Source organism: Rathayibacter sp. AY1C7 (assembly GCF_002931865.1).
Taxonomy (GTDB): Bacteria; Actinomycetota; Actinomycetes; order Actinomycetales; family Microbacteriaceae; genus Rathayibacter.
In genome coordinates this window covers 30787-48344 of record NZ_PSWB01000027.1, presented here as the reverse complement: position 1 = coordinate 48344, position 17558 = coordinate 30787, and the positions used below count along the sequence as shown (strand labels likewise).

Genomic DNA, 17558 nt, shown 5'->3' with positions numbered 1-17558 from the left:
CGCCGGACGTCCGGCGGCGCCTGGCGCACCTCGACTCGAGACTGTCGGAGGCAGCCCTCCTGCGGCCAGGGACGATGACACCGTCGTGGCAGCCGTCTCGGCTGAGTCGTCCGATGGAGCAGGCGGCCCTACGACGAGGCGCGGAGTTCAGAGGCCGGAAGAAGTATTGATCCCTGCCCGCCTGGCAGCCGCTCGACCGATGTCGTCCAGCTGAGCGAGCATCTCGGCGGGCGGCCTCGTGACGTCGATCCGCACCGTCCGAACCACGACACCGGAGCCTTTCACCGTCGCTGTCCGATCACTCGGGTCTCCGGCGCTCGAGACGTAGACGAGCGTCCCTTCAGCCAGCCCGAGCACTGTGCAGTAGGCCAGCATCTGGTAGAGGTCCTCGACCCTCGGTGGCCCGAGTTTGTACTTGGCATCGATGACGACCACTGGTCGGCCGCCGGCGACGTGGACGAAGTCGGGTCGGATCGGCTGGCGTCGTTCGAGATCGAGATGAGCGGGGAACTGACCGATACTGACGCCACGCGAGACCCCTGAGAGAGCGCTGCTCAGAGTCGTGGTCACGAATGCCTCGAACGCCTCCGCCATATTGACGACGAAGGAGGCGACGGTGTGGCCGCCGTTCGTCGTGGTGGGCGTGATGCGTGCGAGCACGAGTTCGGCGAAGCGCAGGGCGGGCTGATAGCGCTGGTTCAGCCGCGACGGCTGCCACGACGGTGTCATCGTCCCTGGCCGCAGGAGGGCTGCCTCCGACAGTCTCGAGTCGAGGTGCGCCAGGCGCCGCCGGACGTCCGGCGACACGCGGGGCACGGCGAGCAGCAGCCGGCCGGCCGCACGCAGGATCCGGTTCTCGACGATGTCGGCCGAGTAGTCGTCGACCGTCAGCTCGATCGGGAGGAGTCGTCCGCCGCGGCGCGACATCTGGTCGGAGAACCGGACCCGCCCGCGCACCGTCATGGCGCTCTCGTCGTACCGTCGGTACCCCTGCAGGAGGCCGTGCCCGAGTGCACGTTCCGCGATGCGCGCGTACGTCTCGGCGACCGCGGGGAAGATCTCCCTGCCGTCGCCGGAGACCTCTTCCGGTCGGAAGCCCGGGTCCGCCGCGTACCCCAGCATGAAGAGCACCGAGGAGAAGGCGGCCTTCGGACGGACGACGACCTCGTCGCCATCGATCCGAATCGCCCCGATCCTGTTGAGCTGAGGCTTCACCTCGGCGCCTGACGCTGTCATGCGGGATTCGAGCAGCCCTGCGCTGCATACGCGACCGATGACCTCAGGGTCGAACGAGACCGCCGTCCAGCCGCCGTTCTCGTCGAACTCGACGCGGGTCATCCGGCCGGAGCGTCGTCGACCGCTTCGTCCGGATCCGCGACAGCACCGGGCTCGAGAGCGCTGAGACCGAACGTCGCCCGGACCTCCGCGCGAGACAAGCGTCCGTAGTAGTGCTCGTCGAGCAGCGGAAGGATGTCGTACTCCCAGATCCTCGCCAATCCGGAGTCCGTGCGGGCAGAAGCGCCCATGAGGTAGGACGGGCCGATCTGGAAATCGCGGTCGAGGTCGCCGATCCGCTCGTTGAGCTGCCTCAGCAGAGCACTTCGGCTGATCTCATGGTGCTGCGCCTTCGACCATCGCTCGATCAGGCCGAGTACCGGCTCCTCTGCGGGGTGCAGCTCGACGAACGAGAACCGCCTCCTGATCGCCGCGTCCACCAGGGAGATCGAGCGGTCTGCCGTGTTCATCGTTCCGATGACGAAGAGATTCTCGGGCAGACGGAAGTCCTCCTCCGGCGAGTACTGCAGTGAGACCCCGGCGTCGCGGTATTCGAGGAGCAGGTAGAGCTCGCCGAACACCTTCGCGATGTTCGCCCGGTTGATCTCGTCGATGATCAGCACATGCGGCACTGTCGGGTTCGCCGCCGCCGCAGCAGCGAGAAGACGTACCGGCCCCGGTGCGAGTCGGAAACTCGCGGACCCCTTCTCATCGACCGTCGGCCGGAACCCCTCGAAGAAGTCCTCATAGGAGTAGGAGGGGTGGAACTGGACGATGCGGACCGCGCCCTTCGGCGCGATGAAGTCGGCGAGAGCACGGGCGAGATAGGTCTTGCCCGTTCCGGGAGGCCCGAAGAAGATCGCTTGGCGACGCTCCTCGAGGAGACCCAGCACCTCGTTCAGCCACAGTGAGTCGTAATGCAGGCGACCCGCGAGTTCGGGCGTGCTGCGGGGGAGGCGGAGGGGGCCGGACAGCGGAGGTGCGGGCGTCGGTGCGATCGGCGGCGATATCAGGAAGCCGACGTCGGTGATCGGAGCGCTGCCGGACAGGACGTCGAGGACGGCGTTCGGTATCTCCGACCTCGAGACCGGCGTTCGCCAGTCGACGCCGCGTCGTCCTCGGGAATCGAGTTCTCCGATGACGCCCCAGTGCACGTCGTCGGAGCCGTCGACGAAGACCTGGTCGCCGGCCGCCATCGTCACGAGGAACTGCGCAGCCGAATCCACCTCGGTGAGGAGATCGGTGATGGGCGGTCGCGGACCGGCCCCGGACGTCGGCCAGTCTCTCCATGAACGGAGCGCTTCGTCGCGGATGCCGCTTCGACCGCCATCCGGCGGGAGCGTGACGTGGAGGCCTGGGAGGGCGAGTGGCGCGCCGGGAGCGGCCGAGGGTACGGCCCAGCCGCGATGCTCGGTCTGCGGTGCCGCAAGCCACCATTCCGCGTCCCACGGTGGCGAGTACCAGGCGATGTCGAGCTCGCCGCTCGGGTCGAGGCTGTCCCGCAGAGCGAGCAGATCGCGGTCGACGTCGTCCGTCACCGTCGGGAGCGCTCCCGCGAAGGCGTCGCGGATCGCGTGCTTCTGCGCGACGGAGACGATTGCTTCGAAGCAGCTCGGCCAGGCCAGAGCGAGCAGAGAGCTCCGGATCGGTGGAGCATCACCCTGTACGTCGAGCGTGCGGTCGCGGAAGAGCCAGGGATCGCCGAGCGCGGCTTCGCGATGATCGGACGCGAGGGCGTCCCACTGCCGGACGAAATCGCACAACCAGAGGAGATGCTGTGCGATCTGCTGGTTGAACCCCTGACCGCCGTTGAAGACGCCGCGAGTGTCGAGGGCGTCGACGATCACATCAGGGACCCGGGGGCGATCGGGCAGCACGTCGAGGATCTCCTGCAGAAGAGCGAGCTTCGTCTGCGCCCGGATGTTGATGAGGGGGAGGCGCTGCAGGAAGCAGAGCTCAGCGGCGAGCAGGACGACCGCCCTCGGCTGATCCGTCATCTGCTCGGCGATCCGCTCACGGAAAGTGCCGGTCGACCCGGGTGTCTCGATCGCTCGCCGGAGTGCCGCCGCAGTATCAGCGGTCCAGGTCACCGTCCGGCCGTCGAACGCGGAGGCCTGGCGTCGGAGACCACCGTCGAGGACGACCCGGGCGGCCTGCGCGATCGCCGTCCGCTCCGCCCGGCCCGTCCGTCCGGACGTCTCCGGTTGCTCCGCTGGAACGCCGGGGTCGGTCGTTCCTCTTATGGCCGCGCAGTCCGAGCACCATCCCGGTCGCGTCAGCGTCCTGAGATCGACATCCGGCGCAGCACCCCAGGCCTTCAGCACTTCGTCCTGAGCCCAGATGCGGATCGGAGTCGTCACGCCGTGAGCACATCCTGGGAGATGCAGCTTGCCCGAGGACGCTTCCTCGTAACCGTGCTCGGATGCGGCGAGCCCCCACTCGACGCCGTCGAAGGACCGCGTGGAACCGGAGATGCGCCCTCGAGCTCCCGGAGCAGTGCTGAGCACCAGGAATCCGAGCCCTGTGAGGACCCGCTGTGCCTGGCCGGAGGTGAACTCGCTCCTCTGCAGACCGGTGACCTCGGAGATCACCTGTTTCACGGGGAAGCGGCTGCCGCTCACCTCGACGGAGTACGTGCTCACCTCGGCCGGCGCGGTACGGGCGAGGGTGCTCTCGACTTGTTCCCGTGTGAGTTCGTAGGTGGCGCCGTTGATCGTGAACTGCACTTCGTCCCCTTCGTCGTTCCGGTGAGTCTGTCGGACGGTACCGACTTTCACCGCATCGGCTCCCTTTTCGCGCCGGGAGAAGAGGGGGTGTCACTGACCGTCTTCGAGTCCGTCTGCTCCGGTCTTGGTATGGGGGAGAGTCCGACGCGATGAGCGCGGAGAATCCGACGGGACGGCGACCGATCGAGAAGGAAGCGACAGCCCTTCCGCAGCGAACCGGACCTCGACCGGTATGGCACGATCAACCCATGCCCGGCTCACTGCACGCCTATGTCGTCGAAGGAACCCGTCTCCGAGTGGATGTGGTCTCGGATCAGGGGGCGACTCTCTCCCTTGCGGGGGAGTTTACCGATCTCGAGCCGGTGACGGAGAGCGGTGGCGTTCTCGAGAGCAATCCTGCACTGCGCAGCAACATGTGGGCGTACGCCAAGACCTGGTACCGCGCCCGGATGACGTCCAATGCCGAGGCTCTCGCGCATTCGGATCCGGCCGAGCAGAAGGCAGCTCTCCAGCAGGTGGAGCAGGAGCGGCGGACCGCACAGAAGGTGGCCGAGACGTACGCGAAGACGGCGCAGTGGATCGCGGACGTCGCAGACGACGTCTCGCTGCTGGACGTCCAGCACGGATGGTGCTCGTCGTGCTTCTTCAACACCGAGCACCGGAAGTCGAACCGTCCCGCGGGGCAGCTTCCCGTCTACGTCTGCCAGGGCTGCGGATCCGCGACGCTCCCGTGCGTGGCTGTGGGCTGCGGCAACATGGCGGTGCGCGAGCGCGGCGCTCTGCGCGTCCCCCAGTTCTGCGCCGAGCACAAGCACGAGATCCCGGGCTTCGAGAAGGCCCAGGGGAGCTTCGGCGAGCTGCACGACTACGAGGCCTTCCTCGAGTACGAGAAGCCCGACCTCGACGCGACCTCGAAGATCATCGTGGGCGGCATCGCTGTCCTCGCGATGGCGGCGCCGGTCGCTCTCCTCGCCGCTCCCGCCATCGGCGGCGCGATCGGCTCGCTCGGCGTCTTCGGCGGATTCACCGGCGCAGCGGCGAGCTCACACGGACTCGCGCTGCTCGGCGGCGGCACCCTCGCAGCGGGCGGGCTCGGCATGGCCGGCGGCACGGCGGTCGTGACGGCCGTCGGAGCGGCGGTGGGAGGTGTCCTCGGGGCATCGGTCGCGAACGCCTACCTGAGCGAGGACAAGTCGTTCCAGATCGAGCTGCTCCGTCCGGGAACGGGCGGCGTCCCCGTGGTCGTCGCTAACGGGTTCCTCACCGACGGTGAGGGAGAGCGGTGGGGCAAGTGGAAGTCGATCGTCGACTCCCGCTACCCGGACTCGCCCGTCTACCGCGTCCGATGGGGGTCGAAGGAGTTGCGGGATCTGGGGGAGCTCGCCGTCGGCGCAGCAGGCAAGGGCGTCGCCATGGGGCTGCTCAGAGGAGCGGCGGCGCTCGGGCACAAGGCGGGGGCGAAGCTTCTCGGAGGCGTCGCCGGGCCGGCGATGATCGCCTCGGACCTCGCGAGGAACCCCTGGCACGTCGCGAAGAATCGCGCCGACAAGACGGGCGTGATCATCGGTGATCTGCTTGCACGCACGAACGCGGAGTCGTACGTGCTCATCGGTCACAGTCTGGGAGCGAGGGCGATGGTCGTCGCCGCGCAGTCCATGGGCACGAAGCCCGGAGGGCCGCGGATCCAGGCCGCACATCTCCTCGGCACCGCGATCGGAGCGAAGAGCAACTGGGACTCGTTGACCGCCTCGGTCGACGAGGCGGTCTACGGCTACTACTCCCGCAACGACGCGATCCTCAAGTTCGTCTACCGGACGGCTCAGGCCGGTGAGACGGCAGCTGGTCTGGTGGGCTTCATCCCCGCGTCCAGCAAGATGCAGAACATCGACGTCTCGGATCGTGTCCAGACGCACTTCGAGTATCAGGACAACGTCGAGCTCCACGACGCCGTCTGAGCGGTGCCGGGCGGGAGGTCGGTGACCTCTCGCCCGCGATCAGTCGATCCGCTGGTCCTTCGTCCATTCGCGCAGGACTCGCCGACGACCGCCGGCTCGGCCGTTCGGCCCTCGAGCGACGAGCGCTGTCCGAGCTAGCGCCCTTCCCCACCCAACCGCACACTCATCCTCGCGACCTCCTGCCACGCCCCGGTCGCCCGTTCCTCCGCCGTCGCCTCCCGGAGCAGCCCGGTCAACCGCTCCCGCAGCCGCAGCTCTGCGGCCGTCATCGCGCTCTCGTGCCCTCGCGCGAGGAGGTACGAGTGGGCGTCCGTCGCGAAGGCGGCCAGGGCGTCGAGGAAGATCTCGAGGGCGCGGGCGGCCTCGCCGACGCGGGACGGATCGCGGGGCACCGGCAGCATCGGCACGAGCCGCAGCCTCCCCTGCCAGAGGCGCTCGTCGAGCGGATCGGCGAAGAGGGTGAGCGCGGTCGCGAGCGTTCCCGAGGCGGAGGAGGGGAACGCGCGGCGGACGTCGTGGACGATCTCGTGGAAGTGGTCGTCGGTGAGGCCGAAGCCGACGAAGAGCAGGTGCCGGGTCGCGAGGGTGGCCTTCACGATCGAGGAGAGGGCGCGGCGGGAGGAGTCGAAGCCGAGGTAGTCGTCGCGGGTGAGGACGATCGAGGACGGGTCGTCGACGGTGCCGTGGAGCTTCAGCAGCCAGCGCTCGTGGTCGCCCTCGTGGTCGCCGGGGATGACGGCGCGGGGGACGCCCGCGTCCTCGGACGCCGTCTCGAAGAGGCGGTCGTAGTTGAGCGTGATGGCCTGCTCGGAGTCGATCGCGGTGAGGAGCGCCGGCGCGAGACCGTACCGCTCGAGGGAGCCGATCTCACGGGCGACGGCCTCGGCGAACCGTCCGGGCTTCTCCTCGTCGAAGAGCGTCGCGAGGTAGGACGCCTGGTCGAGCACGTTCTTCCCGCTGAGGACCGCGGACGTCTCGGAGTCGAGTCCGATCTCGCGGCCGAGCTCCTCGAGCAGTCCGTCCCAGGAGGGGCCGCCGGCGCTGACGCTGGTCCCGGCGCCGAGGAAGGGCACGAGCCGGCGGCGACGGGCGCGCTCGGCGAGGCTCTGCGCCTCCTCGAGGGCCGGAGCCTCCAGCTCGGGCCAGGACGTCGCGGGATCGAGTCGCCGCCTGGACTGGGCGAAGGCGTGGACGTCGGCGCGGAGGGTGACGATCGCGATGTCGACCTGGAACGCCTCGGCGGCCTCCCGCAGCACGCGGAGCTGCTGGGCGAGCACGGCGTCGCGGAGCGTCCCTGATCCTCCTCCCGCCGTCGCGAAGAGCGGCACGGCCAGGAGCGGCAGCGGCCGCCTCGTGCGCCGATCTCTCGTCGCCGTCCGCGCGGCGACCTCGACGAAGGTTCGGAGGCGGCGGGCGATGTCGGCGAGTCCTTCGCTGTCCTCGGCGTCGTGCACGGCGCGATCGGGGACGGCGGTGAGGACTGGAGTGGGCTCGCCGTCGCGCGGCGCGAGCGGCAGTGCCGCCTGTCGGCCGTCCGAGAACTCCGGAGTCAGTACGGCGCGTGCGCGATCCTCCAGCTGCGGGACCCCGCGCCAGAAGTCGGTGAACGAGAGGAAGCGGTCCGTCGGCAGGAGCCACGCGTCGCAGGCGAAGTGGAGGAGGCTTCCGCGGGTGACGAAGAGATGAGGTCGAGGCACGGCCTCTTCCTATCAGCATCGCTCAGTCGCCCGGGAGGGCTCGTTCTCCGCGTCGAGAACGAGCCCTCCCGGGCGACTCGGTGCAGACGGCCGGGAGTCACGCGAGCATCCGATGCCGATGTGACGCCGGCGTCAGCGCCCCAGCACTCCCGCGTACACCGCCAGGTACTCGTCGACCATCCGGTCCACGGCGAAGCGGCGGCGCGCGGTCGCCCGCACGGCTGCGCGGTCGAGGAGTCCGACCCGCTCGACCGCGGCGACCGCCTCCGACAGGGAGCACACCGCGAACCCGGTGACGCCCTCGTCGATGATCTCGGCCATGGATCCGCGGCGGTACGCGATCACCGGCGTCCCGCACGCCATCGCCTCGACGACGGAGAGGCCGAACGGCCCGTCGAAGCCGATCGGATGCAGGAGCGCGAGCGCCCCGCCGAGCACGAGGGCGCGCTCCTCCGGCCCGACCGAGCCGCGGTAGACGACGCGAGTCCCGTCGACGAGCGGCTCGACCTCCTCGCGCCAGTAGCGCTCGTCCTGCACGATGCCGCAGAGGAGGAGTCGCCGCCCGGCCGCGGCGGCGATCCGGACCGCCTCCGCCGTGCCCTTGTCGGGGTGGATCCGGCCGAGGATCACGAGGTCCTCTCCTCCGGATCCGGCGGGGAAGCCGTCCACGTCGATCCCGTGGTGCACCGTCGCCGCGTAGTCGAGCTCGGGGGAGCGGTCGCTGTCCGAGATCGACACCAGGTGCTCGGTGCGCGGGTGCCGCAGCGCCTCGCGGTAGGCGGGCAGGATCTCGGGCCCGGAGAAGCCGTGCACCGTCGTCACCAGGAATACGGCCGCGGCGGCGTCGACGTCGACGCAGTGGCGGATCAGGAGGCCGGCGTCGCGAGTGGCGTCCTCGCGGCCATGCCCGGCGGGGAGGACCTACTCGAGGAGGAAGGCGCGCCCGTTGATCAGCAGCGTGTCGCCGTCGGTCGCGGCGAGAACGCCGAATTCGTCGACGGAGCGGGTGGAGTCCTCGGCGGTGTCCGAGGTCGCGGCGACAGCGGGAGTGGCTGCGGCGGCGGTGAGGAGGAGCCCGCAGGCGAGTGCGGTGATCACGGTCGTGCGGTTCATCGGCGTCGTCCTTGGCGTCGTGGTGGGCCGCCTCTCGTGGAGGCGGCGGGAACTGGTTCCGAGCCTAGGGCGCCGAGCCCGTCAACGCCCTGGGTCGTTCCTTGGGTTCAGCTATGAAGTACCGTGCAGCCATGCCCTGGGGACGCCTCTACTTCGCCGTGCAGGCGCTCGGCGGAGCGGCCTGGTGGGTCGCCGTGGCGCTCGTCCCCGCGGTGCGGATCGCGACGCTCGGCAGCCTCGATCCCGTCCCTGTCGCGGCTCTCGACCTCCCGCTGTTCGTCGGCGCCTCCGCTCTGGCCGCCACGGGCATCCGCTGGGCGGCCGTCACCGCGACGGCCTGGACGCTCCTCGTCGCGGTCGCCCTGGCCGTCTGGGCCACCCTGACGGGGGAGGCGGGCTGGGGCGTCGTCGCGATGCTCGCCGCGGCGGGCGGCTCCGTCGTCGCGGCGTGCCTGCTCCTGCTCGGCCGGGTGCCCACGCGCTGGATCGCCTCCGGTCCCTTCACCTTCCGCGTCGCAACCGCCGGCCGCCGGCCCGGATCGCACCTCGCCGCGACCCTCGGGCAGATCGCGGTGTTCTGGGGAGGCGCGCTGGTCGTCGTCCCGCTGGTGATCGCCGCGCTGGAGGAGCGCTGGGGCGTGGGCCTCGGAGCGGCGCCGCCCGCGGTCGTCGGCGTCGGCGTCCTGCTGCTGGTCGCGGCGAGCGCGCTCGGGATCTGGTCGGGGCTCACGATGTCGCTCCTCGGCGACGGCACGCCGCTGCCGATCGCGATGACCAACCGGCTGGTGATCGCCGGCCCCTACCGCTGGGTCCGCAACCCGATGGCGGTCGCCGGCATCGTGCAGGGAGCGGCGGTCGGGCTGCTGCTCTCGTCGTGGCTGGTCGTGCTGTACGCGCTCCTCGGCGCCGTCGTCTGGAACCAGGCCGTGCGCCCGCTGGAGGAGGCGGACCTCGCCGCCCGCTTCGGAGCCGACTTCGAGCGCTACCGCTCGCGCGTCCGCTGCTGGGTGCCCCGCCGCCCGGAGCCGCTGCCGCGCCGGGGGTAGCCGCTGCCGCGGTGCGCTCGCCGAGGCGTTCCGCCCCCGCCGGGACACCGCCGCCAGGCCGGCGTCTCGCCGACGAGGGCGGTGTCTCGAGGTGCCGGACGCGCCTCTCGCGACGGCGACGCGCCTCGCCCGCCGACCTCGTCACTCCGCGGTGCGCCCGCGCCCGACCACCGCGGCGACCAGCCCCGCCGACACCGCGGCCAGCGCGACCAGCACCCCGCCCACGCCGAGCGCCCCCGCCACGAGCGGAGTCGCCAGCGCCAGCGCGACACCGGGGAGCGCCAGCCGCGCGGGCATCGGCTGGTGCTCGCCGAGCCGCGCGTGCACCGCCCACAGGGTCAGGACGAAGACAGCGACCGGCACCGCGACGGCCGCGCCGATCACCGTGTCGGACGCTTCGAGGTGGCCCGCGGTCGCAGCGACGGCCGCCTCCAGCCCGGACCCCAGCGCCGCGAGGGCCGCGAACGCCGCGAAGTGCGCGTAGCCCCAGCGGTAGGAGAGGCCGCGCCGCCGCTCCAGCAGCTCGCCGGAGGGATGCGAGAACGACAGCCACCACAGCGCGAACACGATCACCAGCCCGCAGGCCGCGACCAGCACGAGCGAGGTGCTGACGCCCGCCTCCGTCACCGCCCGCTGCACGCCCATCACCGCCGCGAGGACGCCCTCGCCGAGCAGGATGATCGTGAACAGCCCGTACCGCTCGGCGACGTGGTGCGGATGCCAGTTCGCGTCCCCCGCCCGCTGCGCCCAGAGGGGCACCGCCAGCTCGCAGGCGACCAGGAGCAGGAAGCTCACCACCCCGACCTCCTCGGGCAGGAGCAGCCGCAGCAGCCAGCCGACCTGCACGATCGAGAAGCCGACGGCGTTGCGCACGGCGGAGGTGCGGTGCTCCGGAGTGGACACGGCGACGCGGATCCACTGGCTCACCAGCGCGAACCGCATGATCGCGTAGCCGATGGTGATCGCCCGGTAGTCGCCGTCCTCGAAGCCGGCCGGCACTCCCGCCGCGAGCACCAGGACGCCGCCCATCTGGGCGAGGGTCAGCAGCCGGTAGGGCACATCGTCGGTGTCGTACCCGGACGCGAACCAGGTGAAGTTCATCCACGCCCACCAGATCGCGAAGAACACCATGCCGAAGGGGAGGAGCCCCTCGGCGAGGTGCCCCTCCTCGGTGGCGTGGGCGAGCTGCTGGGCGATCTGCGCGATCGCGACGACGAAGGTCAGGTCGACGAGCAGCTCGAGCGGACTCGAGACGCGGTGCGCCTCGTCGATCGCGCGCGGCTGCATCCGCACGCGGAGGGGGTGCGCGGGGGAGGCGGGCATGCGCTCATCCTGCACCCGGAGGGCCGGTGCGCGAGTGCCGCGACTGCCTCCCGCGACCCTCGGCGCCCGCCCTCGCATCGAGTGTCCAGACGTCGTCGCACTCGAGCGCGAGCGCGACGACCATCGGACACTCGCGGTCGGCCGGACCTCGCGGGGCCGGGCTCACACTCGCCGGGTACGTCGCAGCCGCGCCCCGCCCCGGCCCGCGCAGGGCCCCCGCCTACGATGGGTCGGGATGTCCCCCGAATCCGCGCTCGCCGCCCCGACCCGCGCGTCCCCGGGCGCCCGGCGGTCGCGGCGCGGGCCGCTCCTCGGGCTCGCCCTGGTCGCCGTCCTCGTGGCGACGCGCCTGCTCGCCCCGGACGCGGCGGGCGACGCCCTCTCGGACGCGGTGCGCGACTTCCTCACCCTCTCGATCAGCGTCGTCATCGAGTCGCTGCCGTTCGTCTTCCTCGGCATCGTCCTCTCGATCGCGGTGCAGCTGTGGGTGCCCGAGGCCGTGCTGCTGAGGATCCTGCCGAAGCGGGCGCTCCCGCGGCGCCTCGCGATCTCGCTGCTCGGCGTGCTCCTCCCGGTCTGCGAGTGCGGCAACGTGCCGCTCGCGCGCGGGCTGATCGTCAAGGGCCTCTCGGTGTCGGAGTCGATGACGTTCCTGCTCGCCGCGCCGATCGTGAATCCGATCACCATCGTCACGACCTACCAGGCCTTCGGCTGGGCCGACGGGATCCTCGTCTGGCGCATCGTCGGCGGCTTCGCGATCGCGAACCTCGTCGGCTGGATCTTCAGCCGCCACTCCGAGCCGATGAGCCTGCTCACCGACCGCTTCCGCGCTGCCTGCGAGGCGGGCGAGCGGCCCTCCCGCTCCCTCCGCGACCGCTCCCGGCGCAGCGTGCTGCTGTTCGCCGAGGAGACCGGGGCGATGATGCCGGCGCTGTTCGTCGGCGCCGCCATCGCGGGGCTGATCCAGGTCGGCGTCTCGCGCGACGTGCTGACCACGCTCGGCGGCGACCCGCTCTGGTCGGTGCTGGCGCTGATGGTCCTCGCGTTCGTCATCTCGATCTGCTCGAACGTCGACGCGTTCTTCGTGCTCTCGTTCGGCTCCACGTTCCTGCCGGGAGGCATCATCGCGTTCCTCGTCTTCGGCCCGATGATCGACGTCAAGATGCTCGCGCTGCTGCGCACCACGTTCTCGGCCGCGACGCTGGTGCGCGTCACCGTGCTGGTCGCCCTCGCCGCGGCCGTGCTGGGACTGGCGGTGAACTATGCGCTCTGAGCGCCTCCTCGCTCGCTGGAAGGGCGTCGTCCTCAGCCTGATCGGCGTCGTCTCGACTTTGTGGCTCGCGGCGACCGGCCGACTTGGCCTCTACATCCACCCCCGCTACTTCGAGTTCTCGGTGGTGCTCGCGGTGATCGCCGGAGTGCTGCTGATCGCGGCGTTCGCGGTCGTGCCGGGCGCCGAGGAGGACGCCCACGAGCACGAGGACGACGTCGAGCACCTCCACGCCCCCGTGCCCGCCCGCCCCTGGCGCCGGGTGGTCGCGGTCGCGGCCGGAGTCGCGGTGATCGCCTCCGCCGCCGTCGCCCTGCTCGTGCTCCCGCCGGCCGCCCTCACCGCCTCGACCGCGACGCAGCGCGAGGTCAACACCAGCGCCGTCGACGCCTCCGTGACCGCCGCGGCGCCCACCGGCGACACCGCCTCGTTCAGCGTGCGCGACTGGGCGACCCTGCTGCGTCAGGGCGCGAGCGAGCAGTTCCTCGCCGGCCGCACGGCCACGGTGAGCGGATTCGTGACCCCCGACGCCTCCGACCCCGAGAACGTCTTCTACATCGCCCGCTTCGTCGTCACCTGCTGCGCGGTGGACGCGCAGCCGGTGGGCGTGCCGGTCTACCAGGCCGGCTGGGCCGACACCTGGTCGGAGGGGCAGTGGCTGGAGGCGAGCGGCGGCTTCGGCGCGAACCCGAGCGTCACCAGCGCCGAGGCGGTCGTGCTGGAGCCGGAGGCGCTCACTCCGATCGACGAGCCGGCGATGCCGTATGTCTACTGAGCGCGGCGCGAATCCTGAGCGCGGCGCGAATCCTGAGCGCGGCGCGTCTCTCGAGCCCGGCGCGTCTCCCGGCGGCGGCACGTCGGCGCAGAGCGGGCGACGGGCCGGAGGCGGCGCGCGGCGGTCTCCCGGCCTCGACTCCGCAGGCGCCTCCCGCTTCCCGCGGCTCTTCTGGGCGGTCGTCGCGGTGCTCGTCCTCGCGGTCGGAGGCCTGACCGCCGCCACCGTCGCGAAGGGGCCCCGGGTCGCGTCCCTCGAGGTCAGCACCGACGGCGTGGTCGAGCGCGACGGCTCCCGAGCCCGCCTGCACCTCGACCAGGCTCTCGAGCCCGACGCGCTCGACCGTGTCCGCGTCGCTCCGGACGCCCCGCACACCGCCGAGCTCGACGGCGGCGTGCTCACCGTCACCTTCACCGACACCCTCCGCTACGCCACCCGCTACGAGATCGGGATCGACGACGCCCGCAGCGCCGCGACCGGCTCGGCCGCCGACGTCTCCGCCTCCTTCACCACGAAGGACCCCGACCTCTTCACGCTCGACCGCACCGCCGACGACCCCTCGCAGCCCGACGCCGTCCGCGTCCGCCCGCTCTCCGGAGGCGACGCCCGGGTCCTCGTCACGGCCGACCGGATCCAGGACTACGCCGTCGTCGGCCCGGTGCTGGTCGTCGTGACCATCGAGCCGGACGACACGAACCTCCTCCGCACGGTCACGCTCGACACCGGCTCCGAGGGCGTCATCCCGCTCCCCGGCCCCGGGACTGTGCGCGAGCTGCACTCCTCGCCCGAGAAGGGCGTGCTCGGCTGGACCTTCACCGGGCAGGCGCCGTCGGGCCCGCTCGACCGCGCCCTCTACTCCTACGACCTCACCGACCAGAAGGCCGAGGCGGTCCCCGTGCTCGGGATAGACGGCGGGCCGCTGCGGGCGCGCGACTGGATGTTCGTGCCCGGCACCACCTCCGTCGTCACCCACTCGCTCGACGACACGGTGCTCCTGCTCGACCTGCTGACGCCCGGGTCGATCAGCCCGCTCGGGCAGCACGCGGAGCTGCGCGGATTCGTGCCCGGCGCGAACCGGCTCGTGGTCGCCGATCCGGAGTCGGGCTCGCTGATCGACCTGGCCGACGGCTCGGTCGAGACGCTCGCCCTCCCCCCGGCGGACGTGAGCGCGACCGCGTCGCCCGTGCAGATCCTGCTCCTCGACTCCGGGAGCTACGTCGAGCTCGAGGCCGAGTACGCGCCGGAGACAGGGGCGACCCAGTACTCCGTCGTCCGCGTCGACGCGTCCGGCACCTCGGAGGTGTTCCGCACCTCGCCGACGGGGCGCATCCGCGGCGTCTGCCTCTCGCCGAACGGGCAGTACCTCGCCGTCGAGACCGTCTCGGTCGAGGGCCGGCCGGACGACTACCCGGGCGAGCCGGGCTTCAGCGCGACCTCGACCGTGCTCGTCGACCTCGGCACCGGCGACACCGCGCGCAGCGTCAACGGGCGCTCGCGCGACTGGTGCGCATAGGGGCCGGGCCGACGACCGGCTCGTCCACCTGACTGATTGCTGGCGGCCCGGAAGTACCGGATCGTTCAGCAGATCATCGAGAACGACCAGCGCGCCGAGCTGAGCGTCGCGGACCGCACCGCCGCGTGGGCGCAGCTCGCGTTCGAGGGCGTCACCGCCGCAGCGATCGCCAAGCGCACCGGCACCAAGACCGATGCGGTGAAGAAGGGCCTCGCGGTCGCGGAGTCCGCGACCGTCACATCCGTTCTGCACGAGCACGAGCTGACCCTGGACCAGGCGGCGGTGCTGTTGGAGTTCGAGGACGACGCCGACGCCCGCGCGACCCTGATCGAGGTCGCCACCCACGACCCGGCCCAGTTCGAGCACACCGCGCAGACCCTCCGCGACGAGGCCGCGCACCAGGCGCTCCTCGCAGCGACCGCCGCCGAGTACACCGGCAACGGCTTCCAGATCCTCACCCGCTCCGACGCCTACGGCGACCAGGCGACGTGGACGCCGGTGCGGCAGCTGCGCGGCGAGGACGGCAAGAGCGTCACTCCCGAGCAGGTCGCCGCCGCTCCCGGCCGCGGAGTGCTCATCGACACCAGCTGGCGCGGCGAGGTCGAGGTCACCCTCCTGGTTCAGGACCCGACCGCCGCCGGATTCACCTACGCCTACGGAGCCCCCGAGCAGCCGCAGACCGAGGAGGAGGCCGAGGAGGAGCGGGCTGAGAAGTCCGCGGAGCGGAAGGTGCTCATCGCCAACAACAAGGCGTGGAACGCGGCCGAGAAGGTGCGCCGCGAGTGGATCGCGACGTTCCTCGCCCGCAAGACCCTCCCGAAGGACGCGGATCGCGTCATCGCCCTCGGTCTCACCGCTCACCGGTTCGCGGTGTCCTCCGGGATGACGGGCGGCAGCGACCTCGCGCACGCGCTGCTGCGCATCGAGCGTCCCTCCGGCTACCGCGCCGACGCCCTCGCAGCGCTGGTCGAGGCGAACCCCGCGAAGGCCCGCCTGGTCGCTCTGGCCGTCGTCCTCGGAGGTCAAGAGGCGCACACGAGCAAGGAGTCCTGGCGCCGCGGCGACGAGCGCACGGCCGAGCACTTCCGCCAGCTCGCGGCCTGGGGATACGCGCTCTCCCCGGTCGAGCAGGTCGTCACCGGCGACAACACCCCCGCCGACGCCGCAGGACTCAGCTAGCCCCTCCCGGCGGGGACCGGCTCGCGCCGGTCCCCGCCCCTCCTCCTCTTCTCCCACTGCTGCACAGGAAGGCCGACCATGACCACCACGACCACCGCACCCCGCCCCGCCCACCGCTTCGACCCGTACCAGGAGTGATCGACCTCGAAATCGGATCGCTCCGCTCCCAACTCGGCGCCCGCGGTCAGCCGAAGCACCAGCATCGCCTGCACGATCCACCTCACCCGGAAAGGGGACTTAGTTAGACCGTCTAGAAAATCTAGGCTGTGACCGCTCGATCGGCGATCCCTGGCTGCTGGTCTTGTTGCCCTGCGGTCGGGGATCGAGGAGCGGGGAGGGGGAGGAGTCGGCTGGTGGACCGACAGGTCGGCTTCGCTTGCAGTTCCCGCAGCGGAGGATCGCCATGCTCACCGGCGGTGCCGACTCGCTGCCCGTGAGGGGAGCTCTCGCTGAGCTGGCGGATGAGCCGATCGGCGATCGGGTTCAGCCGGTGAGCCGGCGGACCTGTTCAGCGGAGAGCTGGCGGTCGGCGAAGAGCACGACTCGTGCGGTCGGGTCTGGGCTGTGCGCGTCCGGACCCTCCCATCTGAGCGCGAGGCCGAGTCGCTCGATGGTGCGGCGGGAGCGTGCGTTGCGTTCTGCGACGACCGCGGTGATGGGCAGCTCCGGTCGGAGGCGGTGGGCGAGTTCGATGCCGGCGAGGGCGACCTCCTGCGCGTAGCCCTTGCTCCAGTGGTCGGGGTGGAGGGTGAACGCCACATTCCAGGCTGCATCGGAGAGCAGAGTGCATCCACCCATTCCGATCAGATCACGGCTGTCGATGGGGGAGTCGCGCCGGCGGATCACCCAGCTGCTGAGTCCGTCCCGTGTCCACTGGGTCCTCCGATACGCGATCACGGCCCGGGTCTGATCGGCGGAGAGATGGAGGAGGAGCGGATCCTCTTCCGCGATCCGCGGATCGGTGTATAGGCGGAACAGCTCGTCCAGGTCGGTCTCGGCGGGCCGGCACAGTCGGAGCCGGTCGGTGAGCACGTCGAGGTCCCGTGGGGCACAGGCCTGCCCGTCGCTCACGCTCATGGGATGAGGTTGCCATGACCCGACCGCTCGACCAGCGTTGAGTGCGCATGTGATCCGGTCGCGCGAGGTGGCCCGTACGGGGATCGGTGGCCGGAGGTCCTCAGTTGCTGACGTGAGTCAGAGTCCGCGCGTACTCGATCATCGGATGACCACCGAGCGGATGCGGCGCGGGATCCCCGTGAGGCTCGAAGCCGGACGCCTTGTAAAGCCCTTCCGCCCGATCGTTTCCGGCGCGGACGTGCAGCTTCAGGACGAGGTAGCCGAGCTGAGAGGCGGACTGGACCGCGTCGTCGAGCAGTGTCCGGCCGAGCCCGCGCCCTGTCTCGCTCGGTGCGACGGCGAGCAGTTCGAGCAGCGCACTGTGTCGGCCCGGACCATCGCCCGTGTCGACGGTGAGAGCGAACCCAAGGGGATCCGAGCCGATGACGGCGAACCGAACGAGAGGCCGGTGGAACTTCGCTCGAGCCCTCTCGGCGACCGCGTCGTCCTGACTGCATCCGTCTCGTGCTCTGAGTGCCTCCAGCCAGAGGTCGATGCAGGGCCCGCGATCGTCAGGCGAACCGGCTCGTATCTTCATGCGCTGAGGCTATCGAGGCAGCCATCGGACAT

At 71.1% G+C, this 17558-nt stretch carries 14 protein-coding genes; 6 read left to right on the top strand and 8 right to left on the bottom strand.

The genetic code is table 11. From position 1 onward, the window contains the following. Nucleotides 1–147: 147 nt before the first annotated feature. Nucleotides 148–1338 carry an McrC family protein gene (locus C5C69_RS13880; protein ID WP_104234076.1) on the bottom strand — a complete coding sequence of 397 codons (1191 nt, stop codon included), beginning with the start codon at nt 1336–1338 and terminating at the stop codon, nt 148–150. Beyond that, nucleotides 1335–4001, bottom strand: a complete 2667-nt coding sequence (locus tag C5C69_RS13875; RefSeq protein ID WP_104234075.1) for an AAA family ATPase — start codon at nt 3999–4001, stop codon at nt 1335–1337. Before C5C69_RS13875 ends, C5C69_RS13880 begins: the two co-directional genes overlap by 4 nt. Nucleotides 4002–4363: 362 nt before the next feature. Here C5C69_RS13875 and C5C69_RS13870 point away from each other — a divergent pair, with 362 nt between their 5' ends. After that, nucleotides 4364–5956: a DUF726 domain-containing protein gene (locus C5C69_RS13870; protein ID WP_219812384.1), complete on the top strand. Its 1593-nt coding sequence runs from the start codon at nt 4364–4366 to the stop codon at nt 5954–5956. Between the two features lie 134 nt (nt 5957–6090). On the opposite strand, the gene C5C69_RS13865 is transcribed toward C5C69_RS13870, so the two are convergent. The 3 genes from C5C69_RS13865 to C5C69_RS13855 form a co-directional block, all read right to left on the bottom strand. Continuing rightward, on the bottom strand, nt 6091–7653 hold the full coding sequence (locus C5C69_RS13865; protein ID WP_104258149.1) for an SIR2 family protein: 1563 nt from the start codon (nt 7651–7653) through the stop codon (nt 6091–6093). Nucleotides 7654–7785: 132 nt separating this feature from the next. Continuing rightward, nucleotides 7786–8475, bottom strand: coding sequence for a glycosyltransferase (locus tag C5C69_RS13860; RefSeq protein WP_219812383.1), 690 nt, complete (start codon nt 8473–8475; stop codon nt 7786–7788). A gap of 99 nt (nt 8476–8574) precedes the next feature. After that, a complete protein-coding gene (locus C5C69_RS13855; RefSeq protein ID WP_104258147.1) occupies nt 8575–8766 on the bottom strand; it encodes a hypothetical protein in 192 nt (63 codons plus the stop codon). Between the two features lie 131 nt (nt 8767–8897). Here C5C69_RS13855 and C5C69_RS13850 point away from each other — a divergent pair, with 131 nt between their 5' ends. Continuing rightward, on the top strand, nt 8898–9812 hold the full coding sequence (locus tag C5C69_RS13850) for an isoprenylcysteine carboxylmethyltransferase family protein (RefSeq protein WP_104258146.1): 915 nt from the start codon (nt 8898–8900) through the stop codon (nt 9810–9812). 141 nt (nt 9813–9953) lie between these two features. Here C5C69_RS13850 and C5C69_RS13845 read toward each other — a convergent pair whose 3' ends face one another. Continuing rightward, nucleotides 9954–11135: a low temperature requirement protein A gene (locus C5C69_RS13845; protein WP_219812382.1), complete on the bottom strand. Its 1182-nt coding sequence runs from the start codon at nt 11133–11135 to the stop codon at nt 9954–9956. 235 nt (nt 11136–11370) lie between these two features. Between C5C69_RS13845 and C5C69_RS13840 the strand changes: the two genes are divergently transcribed. Genes C5C69_RS13840 through C5C69_RS13825 form a run of 4 tightly spaced genes read left to right on the top strand, consistent with a single transcriptional unit; the run spans nt 11371 to nt 15872 of the window. Further along, on the top strand, nt 11371–12408 hold the full coding sequence (locus C5C69_RS13840; RefSeq protein ID WP_104258145.1) for a permease: 1038 nt from the start codon (nt 11371–11373) through the stop codon (nt 12406–12408). Next, the gene (locus tag C5C69_RS13835) at nt 12398–13180 is read left to right on the top strand and encodes a TIGR03943 family putative permease subunit (protein ID WP_104226373.1); all 783 of its coding nucleotides are present in this window, start codon (nt 12398–12400) and stop codon (nt 13178–13180) included. The genes C5C69_RS13840 and C5C69_RS13835 overlap by 11 nt, the downstream gene beginning before the upstream one ends. Next, nucleotides 13170–14693 carry a hypothetical protein gene (locus C5C69_RS13830; protein WP_104258144.1) on the top strand — a complete coding sequence of 508 codons (1524 nt, stop codon included), beginning with the start codon at nt 13170–13172 and terminating at the stop codon, nt 14691–14693. Before C5C69_RS13835 ends, C5C69_RS13830 begins: the two co-directional genes overlap by 11 nt. Before the next feature lie 36 nt (nt 14694–14729). Then, on the top strand, nt 14730–15872 hold the full coding sequence (locus tag C5C69_RS13825) for a hypothetical protein (protein ID WP_104258143.1): 1143 nt from the start codon (nt 14730–14732) through the stop codon (nt 15870–15872). A gap of 483 nt (nt 15873–16355) precedes the next feature. Here C5C69_RS13825 and C5C69_RS13815 read toward each other — a convergent pair whose 3' ends face one another. Further along, on the bottom strand, nt 16356–16949 hold the full coding sequence (locus tag C5C69_RS13815) for a GNAT family N-acetyltransferase (protein WP_104247869.1): 594 nt from the start codon (nt 16947–16949) through the stop codon (nt 16356–16358). A gap of 100 nt (nt 16950–17049) precedes the next feature. Next, on the bottom strand, nt 17050–17526 hold the full coding sequence (locus C5C69_RS13810) for a GNAT family N-acetyltransferase (RefSeq protein ID WP_104223376.1): 477 nt from the start codon (nt 17524–17526) through the stop codon (nt 17050–17052). Between the last annotated feature and the right edge of the window lie 32 nt (nt 17527–17558).